Annotated in this window: 17 protein-coding genes and 2 pseudogenes; 11 read left to right on the forward strand and 8 right to left on the reverse strand. The window is 36.4% G+C overall.

Annotated elements, in window-relative coordinates:
* Positions 1-93: 93 nt before the first annotated feature.
* The 5 genes and pseudogenes from DET49_RS17585 to DET49_RS17605 all read left to right on the forward strand — a co-directional run.
* A pseudogene (locus DET49_RS17585) lies at positions 94-1,182 on the forward strand (sulfite oxidase); the annotation flags it as partial.
* Complete coding sequence (locus DET49_RS17590; protein WP_133550067.1) at positions 1,183-1,671, forward strand: monoheme cytochrome C; 489 nt, start codon at positions 1,183-1,185, stop codon at positions 1,669-1,671. It abuts the pseudogene before it with no gap.
* A gap of 20 nt (positions 1,672-1,691) precedes the next feature.
* Positions 1,692-2,252, forward strand: a pseudogene (locus DET49_RS17595) (sterol desaturase family protein); the annotation flags it as partial.
* A 184-nt stretch (positions 2,253-2,436) separates the two neighbouring features.
* On the forward strand, positions 2,437-3,264 hold the full coding sequence (locus DET49_RS17600) for a tyrosine-type recombinase/integrase (protein WP_240337937.1): 828 nt from the start codon (positions 2,437-2,439) through the stop codon (positions 3,262-3,264).
* Positions 3,264-4,403, forward strand: a complete 1,140-nt coding sequence (locus tag DET49_RS17605) for an IS91 family transposase (protein WP_133550069.1) — start codon at positions 3,264-3,266, stop codon at positions 4,401-4,403. Before DET49_RS17600 ends, DET49_RS17605 begins: the two co-directional genes overlap by 1 nt.
* Positions 4,404-4,685: 282 nt before the next feature.
* Here the strand turns inward: DET49_RS17605 and DET49_RS17610 are convergent, their stop codons facing one another.
* Together DET49_RS17610 and DET49_RS17615 are read right to left on the reverse strand one after the other, a co-directional pair.
* Positions 4,686-5,606, reverse strand: coding sequence for a YeiH family protein (locus DET49_RS17610; RefSeq protein WP_028284075.1), 921 nt, complete (start codon positions 5,604-5,606; stop codon positions 4,686-4,688).
* Between the two features lie 76 nt (positions 5,607-5,682).
* Positions 5,683-6,567, reverse strand: coding sequence for a LysR family transcriptional regulator (locus DET49_RS17615; protein WP_028284074.1), 885 nt, complete (start codon positions 6,565-6,567; stop codon positions 5,683-5,685).
* 364 nt (positions 6,568-6,931) lie between these two features.
* Here DET49_RS17615 and DET49_RS17620 point away from each other — a divergent pair, with 364 nt between their 5' ends.
* The 6 genes from DET49_RS17620 to DET49_RS18605 all read left to right on the forward strand — a co-directional run bounded on the left by DET49_RS17620 (position 6,932) and on the right by DET49_RS18605 (position 13,354).
* Complete coding sequence (locus tag DET49_RS17620; RefSeq protein WP_133550071.1) at positions 6,932-7,687, forward strand: tyrosine-type recombinase/integrase; 756 nt, start codon at positions 6,932-6,934, stop codon at positions 7,685-7,687.
* The gene (locus DET49_RS17625) at positions 7,675-8,814 is read left to right on the forward strand and encodes an IS91 family transposase (protein WP_083634200.1); all 1,140 of its coding nucleotides are present in this window, start codon (positions 7,675-7,677) and stop codon (positions 8,812-8,814) included. Before DET49_RS17620 ends, DET49_RS17625 begins: the two co-directional genes overlap by 13 nt.
* 566 nt (positions 8,815-9,380) lie before the next feature.
* On the forward strand, positions 9,381-10,406 hold the full coding sequence (locus tag DET49_RS17630) for a helix-turn-helix domain-containing protein (protein WP_133550073.1): 1,026 nt from the start codon (positions 9,381-9,383) through the stop codon (positions 10,404-10,406).
* A gap of 97 nt (positions 10,407-10,503) precedes the next feature.
* Complete coding sequence (locus DET49_RS17635) at positions 10,504-11,085, forward strand: phosphatase PAP2 family protein (protein WP_133550075.1); 582 nt, start codon at positions 10,504-10,506, stop codon at positions 11,083-11,085.
* A 159-nt stretch (positions 11,086-11,244) separates the two neighbouring features.
* Positions 11,245-11,976, forward strand: a complete 732-nt coding sequence (locus tag DET49_RS17640; RefSeq protein WP_208109667.1) for a glycosyltransferase — start codon at positions 11,245-11,247, stop codon at positions 11,974-11,976.
* Positions 11,963-13,354, forward strand: coding sequence for an ArnT family glycosyltransferase (locus DET49_RS18605; protein ID WP_243729713.1), 1,392 nt, complete (start codon positions 11,963-11,965; stop codon positions 13,352-13,354). The genes DET49_RS17640 and DET49_RS18605 overlap by 14 nt, the downstream gene beginning before the upstream one ends.
* A gap of 357 nt (positions 13,355-13,711) precedes the next feature.
* Here DET49_RS18605 and DET49_RS18975 read toward each other — a convergent pair whose 3' ends face one another.
* The 6 genes from DET49_RS18975 to DET49_RS17670 all read right to left on the reverse strand — a co-directional run bounded on the left by DET49_RS18975 (position 13,712) and on the right by DET49_RS17670 (position 17,261).
* Entirely contained in the window at positions 13,712-13,963 is a 252-nt protein-coding gene (locus DET49_RS18975; protein ID WP_208109672.1) for an aquaporin, read from the reverse strand.
* A gap of 150 nt (positions 13,964-14,113) precedes the next feature.
* Positions 14,114-14,848, reverse strand: a complete 735-nt coding sequence (locus tag DET49_RS17655; protein ID WP_243729715.1) for a bestrophin family ion channel — start codon at positions 14,846-14,848, stop codon at positions 14,114-14,116.
* A gap of 5 nt (positions 14,849-14,853) precedes the next feature.
* On the reverse strand, positions 14,854-15,219 hold the full coding sequence (locus DET49_RS18785) for a bestrophin family protein (RefSeq protein WP_243729716.1): 366 nt from the start codon (positions 15,217-15,219) through the stop codon (positions 14,854-14,856).
* Positions 15,220-15,239: 20 nt separating this feature from the next.
* Entirely contained in the window at positions 15,240-15,740 is a 501-nt protein-coding gene (locus DET49_RS17660) for a GreA/GreB family elongation factor (RefSeq protein ID WP_034893326.1), read from the reverse strand.
* A gap of 3 nt (positions 15,741-15,743) precedes the next feature.
* Complete coding sequence (locus DET49_RS17665) at positions 15,744-16,739, reverse strand: NADP-dependent oxidoreductase (RefSeq protein WP_133550079.1); 996 nt, start codon at positions 16,737-16,739, stop codon at positions 15,744-15,746.
* A gap of 6 nt (positions 16,740-16,745) precedes the next feature.
* Positions 16,746-17,261, reverse strand: coding sequence for a YqhA family protein (locus DET49_RS17670; RefSeq protein WP_034893320.1), 516 nt, complete (start codon positions 17,259-17,261; stop codon positions 16,746-16,748).
* Between the last annotated feature and the right edge of the window lie 98 nt (positions 17,262-17,359).

A 17,359-nucleotide genomic window follows, 5' to 3' on the forward strand; every position in this document is an offset into this window, starting at 1 on the left:
TACCCCCAGGGAACAGGGATACCGTTGTTAATTAATTTAAAATGGTATACTTTTGAAATGAAATAGTGGTATACTTTTCAGTTGAAATAAACAAAACTGTTCGCAAAGGACAAGGAAATGTTGGTACTCAACAGCAAGCCATGGAATATGGAGGCCATTGCACATCTTTTGGACGATAAGGTAACACCCAATCCCTATATTTTTGTAAGGAACAACGGAAAAGTACCTGAAGATATCGATGAAAAAGAATGGACACTAACTTTTGATGGGGAATCCGTAAAAGAGGAAAAAACCTTTACCTTGGATGAACTGAAATCCAAATTTAAACATCATACCTATCAGCTTACATTAGAATGTGGAGGTAATGGCCGAAAGGAATTCTATCCCCCCGCCAAAGGAAATCAGTGGGATATTGGAGCTGTTTTTTGTGCTAGTTGGACAGGTGTAAGGCTTCGGGATGTTCTGGAGGCGGTCGGTATCAAGAACGATGCAGTTTATATAGGATACCATGGGATAGATAAACACCTAAGCGGCGACCCTACCAAAGAACCGATTTCCAGGGGCGTGCCCATGTCCAAGGCCAATCAGGACGAAACCTTGTTGGCATTTCAGATGAACGGGGAAGATATTCCCCTGGTGCACGGTTTTCCATTGCGATTGGTTTGCGGAGGTTGGCCTGCGTCTACCTCCGGGAAATGGGTTAATAGGATCAGTGTGCGTAACATTGTGCACGACGGGGAGAAAATGATGGGTTCCTCATATAAAATGCCCTGTAGTCCTGTTGCTCCCGGTGAGGATGTCAAAGATGAGGATATGTGCATTATTGAATCCATGCCGGTGAAATCCCTGATTACCTTTCCAAAATCCGGGGCACAGCTGTCCAAAGATAAATCCCTGAACATACGTGGACATGCTTGGGCGGGGGAGTTGGAAGTGAACGAGGTGCATTATTCCATAGATTTTGGGGTAAACTGGTCTCCCTGTACCTTGGAAAAACCGATAAATAGATTGGCTTGGCAACATTTTAAGGCCAGTATCAAATTTCCAAAGCCTGGCTATTATGAGGTTTGGGCGCGTGCCGTAGATTCCAATGGGGAGAGTCAGCCTATGTTGGTACCGGGATGGAACCCCAAGGGATACCTTAACAATGCCTGCCATAGAATTGCTGTAAAGATTGTATAAATGAAGGAGCACGATAATTTTAAGAAGCAGATAAGGTCTATATACAACGTTCTCCTGGTATCCTGTATAATGATATTCCTTGTTGGAATATTGTTCGTAGCGTATATGGTTTCCCCATCTTCCTTCTCTTTTAATACGGATGGACCGGATACCGAGTTGGTTACGTTGCCGCTGGAAGATGAAGAGGATGATTGGGATAAGATCGAGGACGGTATCCATATCAGGACCGGACTTAAGGATGCGGAGGGCTTAATGGTCGTGGTCAATAATTGTACCAATTGCCATTCGGCAGATTTGGTGATCCAAAACCGCATGGACCGGGAAATGTGGATCGAGACCATTAGATGGATGCAGGAAACCCAGAATTTATGGGACCTTGGCAAAAATGAAGATATCATCATTAATTATTTGGTGACCAATTATCCTTCCATTAATAAGGGGAGGAGAGAGAATCTGAGCGGTATTGAATGGTATACCCTAAATGAATAAAGGATAATTAAGTAAAAAAAATGTTTTTTGAAAAGTATTTGAACGCGTTTACCTCGTCTTTTTTGGGCATGGTAAATTGGACTTGGAGGTCTATAATATTTGATGTCCCATGGTATAATAATTATTTTTGGGGATTGATCGTTATATCCCTAGTGGTATGGGGTTTGGAAATTGCATTTCCCTGGCGAAAGAACCAATCTATTTTTAGAAAGGATTTTTGGCTGGACGGATTTTATATGTTTTTTAATTTCTTTCTCTTTGCCATTGCTGTCAGTGGTTTTTATAAAATACTTTCGCTTTTATTCAGTGATCTTGGAATAAAGGAAGGTAGCTTAACCTTGCTGGACATGTCCGCCTACCCCAATTGGCTACAATTGTTCATCTTTTTTATGATATTGGACCTGGTGCAATGGTACACACACGTATTATTGCATAAATATCGGTTTTTATGGAAATTTCATCAAATTCATCACAGTGTGAAGGAAATGGGGTTTGCGGCACATTTGCGCTTCCATTGGATGGAAAATATATTGTACAAACCGTTGAAGACCTTTGGGGTAATGATCTTGGGCGGGTTTGAACGAATCCTCCCTACCGGTCGGAAGCCCGCCTGAACAGTTCAGATTGGATGTCCCTACCGTAAATGTAATAGATTTATTAATTTGTAGCTAAATTTTAAATCTAATATCATGTTTAAAAAAAAGTAGAACCATTGCCCAGCGCGCTTTTGAGGAAGTAGCAGGCTTCCGCACACTCCAGAACAGATTGGAGCAGAGCTTTTCCATCAATGGCAAGGCCAAAAGCACCCTGAACAATTATCTCCGGTGCCTGGCCCACCTCGCTTTGCACTACAAACAAAGCCCGGAAACGCTCTCGGTGGAAAATATTGAGGCGTATCTGTACCATTGCCAAAAACTCCACAAAACCCCTTCCGAAAGTTTCTTCAAGCACACCATTTTTGGGCTCAGGGCCGCCTACAAAGTCATGGGCATGGAGGCCAAGCGCGTGGCTTTGCCCCAGATCAAACGGGACTTGAAACTGCCGATTGTTCTAAGCCAGGAAGAAATGAAGCGTCTTTTAAAAGCGCCGAAGTATCTTAAGCACCGTTTGATTATTGGGATGCTCTATGGCTGTGGCCTTCGCAGCTACGAACTGTGCAACCTCAAGTTGGCAGACATCGACTTTGATCGAAGAACGGTCTTTGTTCCCAAGAAAAAAGGTAAGATCGACCGTTATGTTCCCTTGAGCGCATATTTGGTCAGAGGACTAAAGACGTATATCAACACGGAAAATCCGCAGTGTTATCTTTTCAACAGTCAGGTCACCAAAGACGGGGAGTCGCGTGGGCTGACCACCAATGGCATCCGTTGGGTGATCAAGGAAAACCGCAGTAAAATCGGTAGTTCCAAAAAGATTACGGCCCACACCTTGCGGCACACCTTTGCCACCCATTTGTTGGAATATGGGGTTGATATTGTCAGCCTAAAGGAACTTTTGGGCCATGCGCATATCGAGATGACCCTGACCTATCTGCATGTGGCCAATCTGCCCAGTGGTTCCAAGTTTTCCCCACTGGATAAGCTCTACGGGTAATGCGCCCCAAACATACGGTCGCTGACATTTTAGAAATGGAACAGCTACAGCTCAAAAACTTGAGCCTGACCTCCTGGCATTACCGTGCCCTGCAGGCCATAAAGAGGTGCCGGACCAAGGCCATGGGCGGGCATATTGATAAATGCGATTGTTGCCACGGGCTCCACATCAGTTACAACAGTTGCAGGAACAGGCATTGCCCAACCTGTCAGGGACACAAGCGAGAAGAGTGGATCAGGGCACGGGAGAACGAGCTATTGGACGTCCCCTACTTTCATGTCGTGTTTACACTTCCAAGCGAGTTTAACAGCTATGCCCTGAGCCACGGCAAAATCCTGTACGGCAGTCTGTTCAGGGCTGCCTGGCAGACCCTGCAGCAATTTGGTGACAATCCCAAGCATCTCGGTGGCAGGATGGGGATGATTGCGGTGCTGCATACCTGGGGCCAGAACATGAGTCTGCACCCACACCTGCACTGCATTGTGCCAGGCGGTGGTCAGAGCCAATCGGGACAATGGAAAACTGTAAAGAACAAAGGCAACTACTTGTTCAATGTAAATTCAATGAGCCAAGTGTTCAGGGCAAAATATATCGCAGAGCTTAGAAGGAGTGGCTTAAAGATCCCTCAGAAAATTTACAATGAAGTGTTCCGTAAAAAGTGGGTGGTCTATGCCAAACAACCTTTTAGAAGTCCAAAATATGTCATTGAATACCTGGGCAGATATACCCATAAAATAGCGATCAGCAACCATCGGATTACGGATGTCGATCGTAAAAACAGAAGTATAACCTTTACAGCCAAGGATTACCGTCGTGCAGGCAAGAAAGTCAATTTAACGGTGTCGAGTACAGAATTTATCAGACGTTTTTCCCTGCATATTTTACCCAAGGGATTTACCAGGATACGGCATTATGGTATGTTGAGCAGCAGCTGGAAAAAGGAGAAGTTGCCAAAACTACAGGCGGAGCTGGCTACTGTAAAAATAGAAGCTGTCAGTACAATACAGCCACTTTTACACCGCCGATGTCCTGTCTGTAAAAAAGGGAAAATGCATACTATTTTGTTGTTCAATGACCGTGGGCCACCCGAGAATTGGCGCGTTTTGCTAAAAGATAGAAAATTGAATAGGAGCAACTAAAAATTATTCTGCATATGCGGACGGGCTGCGCTATGTCTTGACTTTAAAAATTAAACGATAAAAACCACAGATCGTAAATTGAAACCACTAAAAAGCCACGGAAAATGTTATAAAATAATCGACTTCTATGCTTCTTGACCACACGAATACCAGCGTAACCTCCAAAAATCCTTCCCTTAACTTAACGTTTTACCCATAGACGGCAAATCAACCGGATTCGTCAACACAGGATTCAGCTCTGGCCTATCGGCGAGCCGAATCCTTAGTTATTGTACACCGGCTTTAGTTCAATATATATATTAATGAAAAAATTGAAATAAAAATCCACAAAGTTAGTGCGAATACAATGGGTTTCATTCCTGTAGATTTCAAATCTTTTATAGAAATGGTAGAACCTACAAGAAACAATGTTATTATTAATAATCGTTTAGCCATTAATACAATAAAATTAGTAGCTGGTTCAGGTAAAATATGGTAACTATTAATAATAATCGCAATAATAAATAAAACAATAAAGTAAGGAATTTTTATTTTTTCTCCTTTTGTTTTGAATAGAAACATTGAAAAAATTGATAAAGGGATAATCCACAAAGTTCTAGATAGTTTTACTGTTGTTGCTATTCTCAAGGCTTCGTCTCCATAACCTAGCGCAGCTCCGACTACCGAACTTGTATCGTGTATAGCAATAGCACACCATAAGCCAAATTGTTCTTGTGTTAAATTTAGAAAATGACCGACTGCAGGAAACACAAACAACGCAATAGAGTTTAATAGAAATACGATACCTAAAGCAATACTTATAGTTTTACTTTTAGCTTTAATTACTGGGGAAATTGCAGCAATTGCGCTTCCACCACAAATTGCTGTTCCAGATGTAATTAGATGACCTAGTTTTAAATCTAACTTCAAAAGTCTTGTTAACAACAAACCTAACGATACGGTTAAAAATATTGAATATATAGTTAAACTTAATCCCTCTTTACTTGTTTCCAAAGTTTCTTTGATAAACATCCCAAAGCCCAGCCCTACAACCGAAATTTTTAGAAAATAATGAATTGCTTTATGACTGTATGCTTTAAACGGATTATTGAAAATAAGTGTATATACAAAACCAAGTAACAATGCAGTTGGACTGTTTATAATGCCTAAAAGGGCAATAATAATTATAAGGAAGTAAACTATTTTTGAAAAAATCTCTTTCATATCATTTAGTATTATTTGATACAAAAGTAGATTGAATTAATAACCTTTAAGCAAATTAATTAGTTGTTTGAGATAACTAAAAGTTATAGTTAAGCCGAATATATTTTTCGAAATATTCCACGGTATTTGAAAGATAACCTGTTCTTTTTACAAAATAAAACCACCTTTCAATACTTAAATCTTTAATATCTATAATTTTGAGTTTATTATTTAACAAATCTTCAGTGATAGCACTAATTGAAAGAAGTGCATAATCATCAGAATTGTATAAATAATTTTTAATAGCTTCAGTACTGTTTAAAGTTACTGCTACATTAAGCTTTTTGATATTATTTTCCAATAAAAATTTATTAATAATTACTTTAGTTCCAGAACCTTTTTCACGTTCAATCATTGGAATTCTTTGCAACTTTTCGATATCGATACTTCCTTTTTTAAAAGAATTATTATTAACATTGGTTACGAGGACAATTTCATCTTTAATAAATTTTTCAAATTGTAATTTTGGATTCGAAATACTTCCTTCAGTAATTCCGAAATCAATTTCCTGATTCAAAATTAAATTTTCAATATTTTCAGAATTATTACTGATTATGTTAAAATTTGTTTCAGGAAATTGTACTCTAAACTTCGCAATTATTTTAGGTATAATGTAGTTAGACAAGGTTGTGCTTACTCCGAAGTTTATTAGTTTTGGGAAGGTTTCTTTCTTATGTAGAAACTGTTCGTCCATTTCAGAATAGATAGCTAAAATTTTATTAACGTATATAAGAAATGACTTTCCTTCCTTGGTCATTTCTATCGAGTTTCTTTTTCGAATAAATAACGTTGTTTTATATTCTTGCTCTAAATTTTTAATTGCCTTGGATATAGCAGGCTGTGAAATATACAATTGCTCGGCAGCTTTTGTGAAGCTTAAATGTTTAGCAACAATTTTGAATATATGTAACTTGGTTTTCATCAGCTTGTGTACAACGGTCTTGTATATGAAAAGTAGCGGATTTTTAAGCCCTAATTTTTCGGTTTACAACTGACCTTTATTTTATTATTTATCTTTCGTTTAAGCACTTAAACCGCTATTTTTTATATACGTTGTTGAACTAAACCTAAAGGTAGCTTCAAGAGATCTAAATCACTATTCACTACCTTTAGGTATTGTGTAATTAATTCATTGAAAGTTATGAAAAAAAAGTAGTACCCTCATTGATAGGGCCTGTAATTGTGTTCCTGAGTTCGACCAACTCTACCGTAAATTAAAACGTTCCGTAGAACTCGCCGGTAAAAGTCAAAGTACCCTTACTAACTACTCCCGCTGCCTTGCGCATATGTCCCTCCATTTTAAATGTAGTCCCCTTGATCTCGATGAAGAACAGGTTTTGGATTACCTGCATCTTTTGAAATCGCAGCACAAAACACCATCGGATAGTTTCTTCAAGCATACGGTCTATGGTCTTCGCTATGCCTATCGTATCTCTGGTATGAAAGCAATGCGGGTTATGTTGCCTTCCATAGAACGTCCCCACAAACTCCCGGTGGTATTAAGCCGTAGTGAAGTAAAACAACTGCTTAAAACACCCAAACTTCTCAAACACCGGTTGGTACTGGCAATGCTTTATGGTTGTGGCCTTCGCTGCTTTGAACTTCGCAGCCTTCAGCTCAAAGACCTCGATTTTGATCGTAAAATGCTTCACATCCGCCAGGGAAAAGGAAGAAAAGACCGTTATGTTCCATTATCCCAGATGCAGATCCGTGGCTTAAAAAAATATATCGCTGCAGATAATCCTACCACCTGGTGTTTTAATGGCTACAACAGGAAAGGAAACCCAGCCCAGTTATCGGCAATGGGGGTGCAATGGATCGTTCGGGAAGCCCGTAAACACAGCGGGATCCAGAAAAATATCACTACCCACAGCCTGCGGCACAGTTATGCCACCCACCTTTTGGAGATGGGATTGGATATTATCAGTGTCAAAGATTTACTGGGACACGCAGATATCCAAACCACCCTCACCTACTTGCACGTGGCACAACTCGGTAGGCAGAAGCCCTTCAGTCCGTTGGACCGACTATACAAGAAGTAGCCGTGAGACCTGCTGCCTATGAGGTGGCCCAGGTTCTGGAAAGGAATACGGAATCTTTATCCAAATATTGTTACAACACCTGGCAGACAAGAACCCTGCACGCCTTGCGCAAATGCCGCACTGCTGCCCTGGGTGGCCATATCGACCGTTGTAACAATCCTTCCTGCCATCGGCTCCACCTTAGTTATAATAGTTGCCGGAACCGCCATTGTCCCAAGTGCCAGGGGCATAAAAAGGAGGAATGGATCCGGGCACGGGAAGAAGAACTCTTAAACGTGCCTTACTTCCACGTGGTCTTCACATTGCCATCAGCCCTCAACCGCCTATGCCTGTATGAGCCTAAAAAAATGTATCCTCTACTGTTTAAAATAACCTGGCAGGTGATCCAGGATTTTGCATCCAACCATAAATTCCTGGGTGCCAAACCTGGGATGATCGCCATCCTGCACACCTGGGGGCAAAACCTTTCTTTGCACCCACACCTGCACTGTATTGTTCCCGGGGGTGGTATTGCCCAAAGCGGTCAATGGAAATCTGCAAAAAGCAATGGAAAATACCTGTTCCCGGTCAAGGCTATGAGCAAGGTTTTTAGGGCCCGTTTTGTGGCTTCCCTTCGCAAGGAACTGGAACCACAATCTAAAGACTTCTACGAAAGCCTTTTTAAATATGATTGGGTAGTTTATTGTAAACGTCCATTTTTAGGTCCCGCTCAGGTGGTGGAATACCTCGGTCGCTATACCCATAAGATCGCCATCAGTAACCACAGAATTAAAAACCTGGATAATAAAAGCGTTACATTTTCTGTAAAGGACTACCGCCACGGGGGAAGAAAATCCTTGTTACGTTTATCTGATGCAGAGTTCATCAGGCGGTTCGCTCTTCACATACTTCCCAAAGGCTTTGTTCGCATCCGTCATTATGGAATCTTGAGCTCCTACCACAAAAAAATTACGATTACCCAGCTACAGCAAAGCCTGGGACGGGTGCAACTCAAAGAGCGCCAACCACTACAAAACCAGCTTTGCCCGGTGTGCAAGAAAGGAAAATTGGTGACACTTACTACTTTTATGGCACGAGGCCCACCAAGATACTGGATGGAAAAACTAAGAAAACAATCAAATAAATGAGTATGAAAAACGATCCTTCCGGGCGTAACAGGAAACCTATGGCCCAAAGCGATCAAAATGATAGTAAATCCCGTAAGTCCCAGTAAAAAAATATAGTAAAAAGCAGTGGCATCATCGATTAATAGCAAAAACCTGAAATTGCGCATAGAGCTTAGCTGCCTTACCTAACAAATTTGACCTCCGAAAAACATATTAATCCCCATATATGGCTAACCGGCAAAGAACCGGTTTAGTCAACAGTGCGTTCATGTTGGGCCGTACCGGCCACACGAACGCTTAGTTATTGTACACAGTATTTTTTTAGCACAAATCTTGCGATATTCACAGATTTTCAGTTCAAACTTTTCTTTTAGGGTTTGTATTAATTTTTTACGTTATATTTTTAAATTCCGACAAACTTTCTTTAAAAGTACTAAAGTTCCACAAAAGTTTTCTTGCAAAATGTTTCTTTTCCAATGTAATGGAATACTCTTTTTTACGTTGGCTTATGTAGATGGCGTAAAAGTGTATGGAATGGTAATCAAATCCACAAATTTTAATATATTGCCAAATGTTAAAACAAACAAATGTTTAAAACACTCCAAATAATAGCTCTATTGCAAGGTATTTTTGTCCTTTGCGTATTGTTCATTAATCGTAAATCATATAAGAAAACTACCTTTTGGTTATTGTTCGGAAGTCTGCTTTCGGTTGTCTTTTACATTATTGGTGACGATGATAATAATTTGTTCGTATCAAATGCAGATTGGTTTCTTTTTGATAGTTCACTTTTTGTAACATTCCTATTCCTATTTTTTAGGTATTACAGAAATGGTAAATCAAGTTTTAATACCAAAGATTTACTTTTCTTTTTACCTAACATCATATATTTTATTCTTGAGGCAATCGAAATTATGTACCCAAAAGAAATGATGATTGTTGAAGTGTTTGAAATGCTAATAGAATTTACGTTCGTAGGTTATTTGATTTATATTATTTATGCAGTTATAAATAGCAAAAAGAAACATTGGTTATTGTATTTTGCTGTTCCCATTTCCTTACTTTTGGCTTTGCCTGCTTTGAATGATATTTTAAAATCTTTTGGATTACTTGAATTTGCTATTTTCGACGACAAGGATTTTAATAGTTATCAACTTCTCGTAATCGCTTTTCTATTTTACTTTATTGCTTATGGTTTAATGAATAAAAAAATAGGAATTATACCAAAAACGGAAACACCAAAATATAAAAACTCAAACCTAAATAAACAATTGATTGAACGCTATAAAACTGAATTAATAAAATCAATGGAAGTTGATAATTTTTTTCTAAATAGCAAATTATCTATTCACGATGTTTCCGAAAAGTTAGATATTCCACGACAATATATTTCTGAAGTTTTGAATGAACATATGCAAATCAGTTTTCAAGATTTTGTAAACCAATATCGCGTTGAAGAATTTATAAACCGACTTAAAAACGACCAAAATAACCATTTTACACTTCTGGGAATTGCAAATGACGTGGGATTTAACTCAAAGTCTTCTTTTAATGCTACTTTTAAGAAATTCAAGGGTTTAACACCAACTCAATTTAAAAAACAACTTACCTAAAATATCTAAAAAGGTGCAGAAAATTTATTCTGTACTAACCCGTTAAAATTTAATTTAAAATACTTGCGTTTTTTGAACTAACAATTCAAATACGCAAATGGTTAACGCATTCTCAAAACACATTATCTTTTACCTAATATGTCTGTTTTTAATATTAACGACATTCCAAATTCAAGCTCAAGACACGAGCGAAACCAAACCTCAAGTTGGCACAACTCAAAAAATTGGCGATGTCGTTCTTTTTGCTTTACCAACAGCCACTTTAGCTACAAGTTTTATAGTTGGCGATGAAAAAGGTGCTTGGCAATTTACAAAAGGATTGCTGCTTACCGTAGGTGTAACTTATGGTTTAAAGTATAGTATAAACAAGCAACGTCCAGATATGAGCAATGATAACTCTTTTCCGTCTGGTCACACTTCTACCGTTTTTCATAGCGCTGGATACGTCCATAGACGATACGGATTTAAATATGCAATTCCATCCTATGTTTTGGCAGGATTTACTGCTGCAAGCCGAATAGATAGTAATAAGCACGATATACTCGATGTAATCGCTGGCGCAGCCATTGGTTTGGGTAGTAATTTATTATTCACAACGGAATATCAACAAGAACATATGGAATTAACGTATTCAAATTTTGAAGGTAATCATATGGTAGGTTTTAAATTTAAATTTTAAATGATGGCATTAATTGAAGAATTAAAAACGCAAGGCGACTATTTATTAAAAACAGAAGTTGTGTGTAAGTTGTTACGGTCAAGGCACATAGTGTAAACCATGTGACTTGTACAACTACCAACTATCTCCTAATACAAACAGTTAAATTTACATCCTATAATGATAATAATTATTCCTTGTTTTAACGAAGTTCAAAGAATTGACAAGCAAAGCTATATCAACTTTTTAAAACACACGCTAGACGTCAATCTTGTTTTTTCTGACGATGGCTCTACTGACAATACAATTTCTGTGTTAAAAGAAATTAAAGCGTCGTATGAGAATCGTGTTCACATCTATGTTTCTATTCGCAATCATGGTAAAGCAGAAGCGATAAGATCGGCGGTGTTGTATCTTAAAACTCAAAATTTAAAGCCTAGTAATATCGCTTATATTGATGCCGATTTGGCGGTTTCCTTAGAAGAATGTTATACTTTATCTAAAAATCTCAATGATAAGGTACTCTTAGTTTTGGGATCTCGAATTTCAAAAGTTGATAATACAATTATCCGTTCTTCGTTTAGGCATTATTCTGGGCGAATGGTGGCGACTGTGATTTCCAATATTCTTGGTATAGCCATTTATGACACCCAATGTGGTTGTAAAATATTCAAAACTGATTTAGCTTTTAAAGTCTTTGAAAAGGAGTTTATATCTAAATGGCTATTTGATGTTGAAATCTTTTTTCGCATTATCAATCTTTATTCCAAAAAAGAATTAAAACACATTGCCCGAGAAATCCCTTTAGAATCTTGGATTGATACTGGTGGATCTAAGGTCAAATTGACTTATTTTTTTAGAATGTGGTTTGAATTTTATTTAATAAAAAAAAAGTATCGTGAGGTTAATTAAAAGATATAAATACGAGATTGGCATTGGATTACTAATTGTTTTGAGAGGCTTTCTGAATGCCATAGTGCCATTAATGGACAAAACTGAGGCTCGTTATGCAGAGATTGCCCGCATCATGCAGGAAACCAATAATTATATTACGCCACAAATTGATTACGGCGTGCCTTTTTGGGCCAAACCGCCTTTATCCACTTGGTTATCCGCCTTAAGTATGGAAGTTTTTGGCGTGAATGAATTTGCTGTGCGTCTGCCTTATCTGTTAGCCACAATTTTTATACTCTTTGTCGTTTCTAAATTTGTAGAATCCCGCAGAGCTTATTTGGTGTGTGCCTTTGTGTTATTGACTACTCCAGAATTTTTATTACACGCTGGCGTGGTATCCACAGATACGTTTTTAGCTTTATGCGTGGCCATGGTTTTTTTAAGTTTTTGGAAAACTATTCTTATTGAAAAAGTTAATCATTGGCATTATTTATTTTATGTGTTTTTAGGGTTTGGTCTATTAGCTAAAGGACCTATCGTTTTTATTTTAACCATTCCACCACTTTTTATTTTCACCCTTTATTTTAAACAATTCAAGACGTTCTTTAATAACACACCTTTATTTTCTGGGTTTTTATTAATGTTGCTCATTGCCGTACCGTGGTATTATCTGGCGGAGCAGGAAACCAAAGGGTTTCTTGAATACTTTATCATTGGCGAACATTTTAAACGTTTTTTTGACTCTGACGGTTGGGATGGCGATAAATATGGTTTCGCAAAAACGCAGCCTTTGGGAATCATTTGGGTTTTTCTATTTGCATTCGCCTTTCCTTGGATACAAGTTTTAGCTGTAAAACTTTGGAAGTTGCGACAAGAGATTTTGAAAAACAAATGGGTGACATTTCTTTTGCTATGGTTATTATGGACCCCGTTTTTCTTTACGTTTTCAAGCAGTTTAATTCATACCTATATTTTGCCATCTATTGTGCCTATCGCTTTGTTGATAAGCCATTATTGGCCAAATCAGAAGAACAATAGACTAGCGCTTCGTGTGAGTCTTATTTTTCCAGTCTTGGTCGTAATAGCTACAGCAATATTTCTGTTGGAAAATCGAGTAAAATATCACATGAATACGGACAAGTATATTTTAGAACACGACGTTTTATCTCAATATGAATTGTATTATTTGAATAGAAAAAGTTACTCCAGTCAGTTTTATAGCGAAGGAAAAATTGAAAATATTTCCAATGAAAATTTTGAATCAATTAATTTAAAGCAAGAGTCTTTTGCCATTATTATAGAAAATGATGACATTAATCAAGATAATATTTCTCAAATCAATAAATTAGAAGTTATAGATTCAAATGCAAACAGCAAGATATTCCTAAAAAAATAAAACCTACACACACAACAAAGCTATAAGCGATTAGGGTTTAAGTGATTAATTGAAACGATAGTATATAAAATTTTAAGCAGAGCAGATGTGGTTGGAAAATTTTATACTATTGCGGGATGCATTTCTAAAATATTCTGAAAACTTTTAGAGCAGAATCTTTCTTAAAAAGGTCAATTCCGTTGTGTTTTTCAATCAGATTGCAGTTGCTCTAATATTGTGTACAACGTGTTTGTATATGAAAAGTTGCGTGTAAATAATCACCAACCTTTCGAATTTAAACTGACCATAAATATATAAAAAAGCCAATGAATTAAGCACTTTGCAGCAATTTTTTATATACGTTGTTACCTGCTGGCTTTACTCCGTTTTGTTAAATGAATTCCAAATTAACATTGCGACTATTGCTCCTAAAGTTGGTGCAGTAATATAAACCCAAAGAGCAATGAAGTTTCCAGATACAATTGCAGGTGCCAAACTTCTCGCAGGATTAAACGAGCCTCCAGAAATTGGACCTGAAAATAAAATAATTCCAGTAACAACTAATCCAATTATAAGACCTGCTATATATGAAAATTCTTTTTTAGATGTTACTCCTAAAATTGTAAGCATTAAAAAGAAAGTCAGAACAAATTCTAAAATGAACGATTGTACTAACTAGCCAGAAGGAATTGTAGTTCCTAACGTTAAGTTTTTAGAGAATGTAAATTTTAGTAAACCACTTGCAAAAATAGCTCCTAGAATTTGAGCCGAAACATAAAATTATAATTGAGTATTAAATTTTTCAGGCTCTGGTTTAGGTATATTATTTTCATGATCACCAATCATTTGACGAATATCAATCTCTATGTCTCGAGACATTGTTGTAATTGGCACATCATTGCCTTCTCCTTCAAAAGGGTTTTCAGAGGCTTCACCTACACGCTCCATAGTATTAAAAACCCATGATATGATGACGCTAATAGGCACAGTAAACCATATAAAATAATGCCCCATTAATTCTATTAAATAATGGAATCCTGAATTAGGATAAGGTTTGTATTGTTCCATGCTTTCAACGATGATTATCCCAATTTTATCAAATTCATTCATCATACCAAATGGTAGGAGAATAACAAAAATCCAAACAAAAAACTTATTTAATGTGGCAAACTGACGAGGATAAGGGAAATTTTTAATACGTTCTACTTTACCTTGAAGAGTAAATAATTCAACAAACATCTTTTCAATCTCTAAATGGGCAAATTCCCAAACATAGCCTTCAGTTTTAAGTGCACTTAAATGTTTTGATTGTAAATTTAAACAGGCTGCTTGCTTATTTTTTTTACTTAAAACATAGTCCTTTTCTTCTTCAGATAAATAGCCTTTTAGTTCTTCTTCAAGTGAATATTTTTGCTCTCTAATTTCTAAGTGTTTTCTATAGTCTATACCAGTTTTCTTTCTTGGTTCTGCTTCCCAAGACTTTGGTGTGCGTAAAGCGTGACGTAACGAACTCATCCAAGCTATGTGACGCAATATAAATGTCTTCTAATTTCGAATAATTCTTGATCTGAAAGTATTTTTTTTGCATGTTCATTATTTACATAATCGTTAAGCATTATAGTTAAAGATCGAGAAGTATTTACAATGCCTCCCCAAACTTTTCGTGCTTCCCATAAACGGTCGTAAGAAGCATTATTTTTAAAACCAATAATGAAAGCTACTGCAGTACCTATTAAACTAATAGGTAGCCAAGGTAAATGTAACCAATACCAACGAAAAACGGTATAAAGTATTACAGGTACTGTTGAAAGTATTACGAAATAAAAAATATCTTTCCGTGTCCAAAGTAGAATCTGCTTTAAAGAATAATTACGCTTTGTGTACATTTAATTTAGTTTTTATATAATTAATATTTGATATTAATAATTTTAAAATACCTGTCTTCTTTAGCTAGTTTCAACACTGCTTTTTCTCCCACTTTTTTGTTTATCAAAAGTCTAGCAATTGGTGAAATGAATGCGATTTTTCCTTTAGAAATATCAGCTTCATCTACACCTACAATTTGATAGTGTTCAGGCGCTGTTTTATTTCCAATTTTTAGAGTTACTAATGCACCAAATCGAATTATGTTTTTTGGTTGATTGTTTAGATCTACTATTTTTGCTGTAGCAATTCGGTTTTTCAACAATTGCAATTTAGCGTTTATATAATTGGAGGCTATTCGGCTTTCCTTTTCGTTTGAAATGTCAAGATGCTCTCTTTCATTAATCAATTCTTGTTTTTCAATTAAAAGTTCATCCATACCAACTTGCGTTACATAATTAGTTACACCTTCTGGTAAGTCGGCTCTTGGTGGTACCATAGGAATTTCCTCTTGGTCATCTTCTTTTACAAATCCTCTACTCATGACTTATTTAATTTTGATAACAACTTTTCCTTTAGTTCGCCCTTTTTTAACGTAAAGCAAGGCGTTTAGTGTGTCTTTTAATGGAAACACTTTGTCTATTTTGGTTTTGACTGTTCCAGATTCTACAAGTTCAGAAATTTCATTGAGTTGTTTTGCATTGGCTCGCATGAATACTAAACTATAAAATGCTGATTTTTGCTTTATTTGTTTTGTTATTTTTCGTCTTTTAAACGCTAAGAATAGTTTAGTGATTTTATTGAGTTTCATTCTGTTGGCAGTTTCTTTATCTACAGGACCAACAAGGGTTATTACTTTTCCACCATTTTTTATTACGCTAAAAGCTTCTTCAGTGTATTCGTTTCCAAGTGTATCCAAAACCATATCTGCATCTTGTACAATAGCAGTATAATCTACAGTTTTATAATCAATCACTTCATCAGCTCCAAGTTTTTTTACCCAACTTACATTTTCTGAACTTGTAGTAGTATATACATAAGCTCCAATTGATTTTGCATATTGAATGGCAAATGAACCAAAACCACCAGAACCAGCATGAATTAAAATACTTTCCCCAGATTTTAGTTTACCTCGTTTCAAGGCTTGAATTGCTGTAAGACCTACTAATGGTAAGCTAGCAGCTTCTTCAAAAGTTGTGTTTTTGGGTTTTAGGCTAACTAGTTTTTGATTCACAGCGACAAATTCAGTAAACGTTCCTTGTCTATTCACTTTAGAAAACACCTCGTCTCCAATATTGAAATTAGGAACATTTTCGCCTTTTTCAATAATAATTCCACTAACATCATAACCTAAAGTTGATGGTAACTTAAAATTACTCACGCTTTTTAGTTTTCCTTCAACTACTTTTATATCTAAAGGGTTTACACTAGCAGCATACGTTTCAATTAATACTTCATCTTTGCTAATGGTTGGTTTAACAATTTCGGAAGTTTTTACTTTTTTCGAAACCTCTCCATAACCTGTAAATTGTATGGCTTTCATAAGCTATTATTTTTTAGTTTTATCAATATCTTCTTTATTAAGACTTAAAAATTTTAAACCCAATGCTAATAGCACAATAGATGCTGGAAGTATTAAAATCTCCCATTTAAGGTTGTCAATATTTACAAATACTACCTCAAGAAATTTCACAAAAAGAATAATGACAATAACTTCGGCAAGCACATTTTTTAAATGACCAATATTTGGTGTTCTAATCCATTTTAAAACACCATTTCCATCATCATATATTTTGTTTGAAATAAACAAAGTATAAACTCCGTGTGCAAAAATGAATAGCACCAATGCTATTAAAAACGTATCTAAAGATTTTATAAGATAAGTAGTGGCTATATCTGCAGGATGTAAATGTGCTTTATTTTCAGGAATATAATTGAAGATGACAACTCTAAAAGCATTAATGGTTTTTAAAGCACCAACGATAAAAAGTAACAGTGAGCCAAGAAGTGAACCTATTATTGCAGTCCAGCTGATATAACGGAAAAGATAGAATGTTTTTTTCATAATTAAAAAGTGATTAAAATCTTTTATTAAGACTTTGATTAAAACAATAAAACCCTGGAATTTCCAGGGTTTTTATTATAAACTTATTTTATAAAGTT

This window comes from Salegentibacter sp. 24 (assembly GCF_004362395.1).
Lineage (GTDB): Bacteria > Bacteroidota > Bacteroidia > Flavobacteriales > Flavobacteriaceae > Salegentibacter.

Coding starts and splice junctions, on each gene's coding strand:
- DET49_RS17590 (WP_133550067.1), top strand. CDS start 1,183: ATGAAGGAGCACGATAATTTTAAGAAGCAGATAAGGTCTATATACAAC.
- DET49_RS17605 (WP_133550069.1), top strand. CDS start 3,264: ATGCGCCCCAAACATACGGTCGCTGACATTTTAGAAATGGAACAGCTA.
- DET49_RS17610 (WP_028284075.1), bottom strand. CDS start 5,606: ATGAAAGAGATTTTTTCAAAAATAGTTTACTTCCTTATAATTATTATT.
- DET49_RS17615 (WP_028284074.1), bottom strand. CDS start 6,567: ATGAAAACCAAGTTACATATATTCAAAATTGTTGCTAAACATTTAAGC.
- DET49_RS17620 (WP_133550071.1), top strand. CDS start 6,932: ATGTCCCTCCATTTTAAATGTAGTCCCCTTGATCTCGATGAAGAACAG.
- DET49_RS17630 (WP_133550073.1), top strand. CDS start 9,381: ATGTTTAAAACACTCCAAATAATAGCTCTATTGCAAGGTATTTTTGTC.
- DET49_RS17635 (WP_133550075.1), top strand. CDS start 10,504: ATGGTTAACGCATTCTCAAAACACATTATCTTTTACCTAATATGTCTG.
- DET49_RS17640 (WP_208109667.1), top strand. CDS start 11,245: ATGATAATAATTATTCCTTGTTTTAACGAAGTTCAAAGAATTGACAAG.
- DET49_RS18975 (WP_208109672.1), bottom strand. CDS start 13,963: ATGCTTACAATTTTAGGAGTAACATCTAAAAAAGAATTTTCATATATA.
- DET49_RS17655 (WP_243729715.1), bottom strand. CDS start 14,848: ATGAGTTCGTTACGTCACGCTTTACGCACACCAAAGTCTTGGGAAGCA.
- DET49_RS18785 (WP_243729716.1), bottom strand. CDS start 15,219: ATGTACACAAAGCGTAATTATTCTTTAAAGCAGATTCTACTTTGGACA.
- DET49_RS17660 (WP_034893326.1), bottom strand. CDS start 15,740: ATGAGTAGAGGATTTGTAAAAGAAGATGACCAAGAGGAAATTCCTATG.
- DET49_RS17665 (WP_133550079.1), bottom strand. CDS start 16,739: ATGAAAGCCATACAATTTACAGGTTATGGAGAGGTTTCGAAAAAAGTA.
- DET49_RS17670 (WP_034893320.1), bottom strand. CDS start 17,261: ATGAAAAAAACATTCTATCTTTTCCGTTATATCAGCTGGACTGCAATA.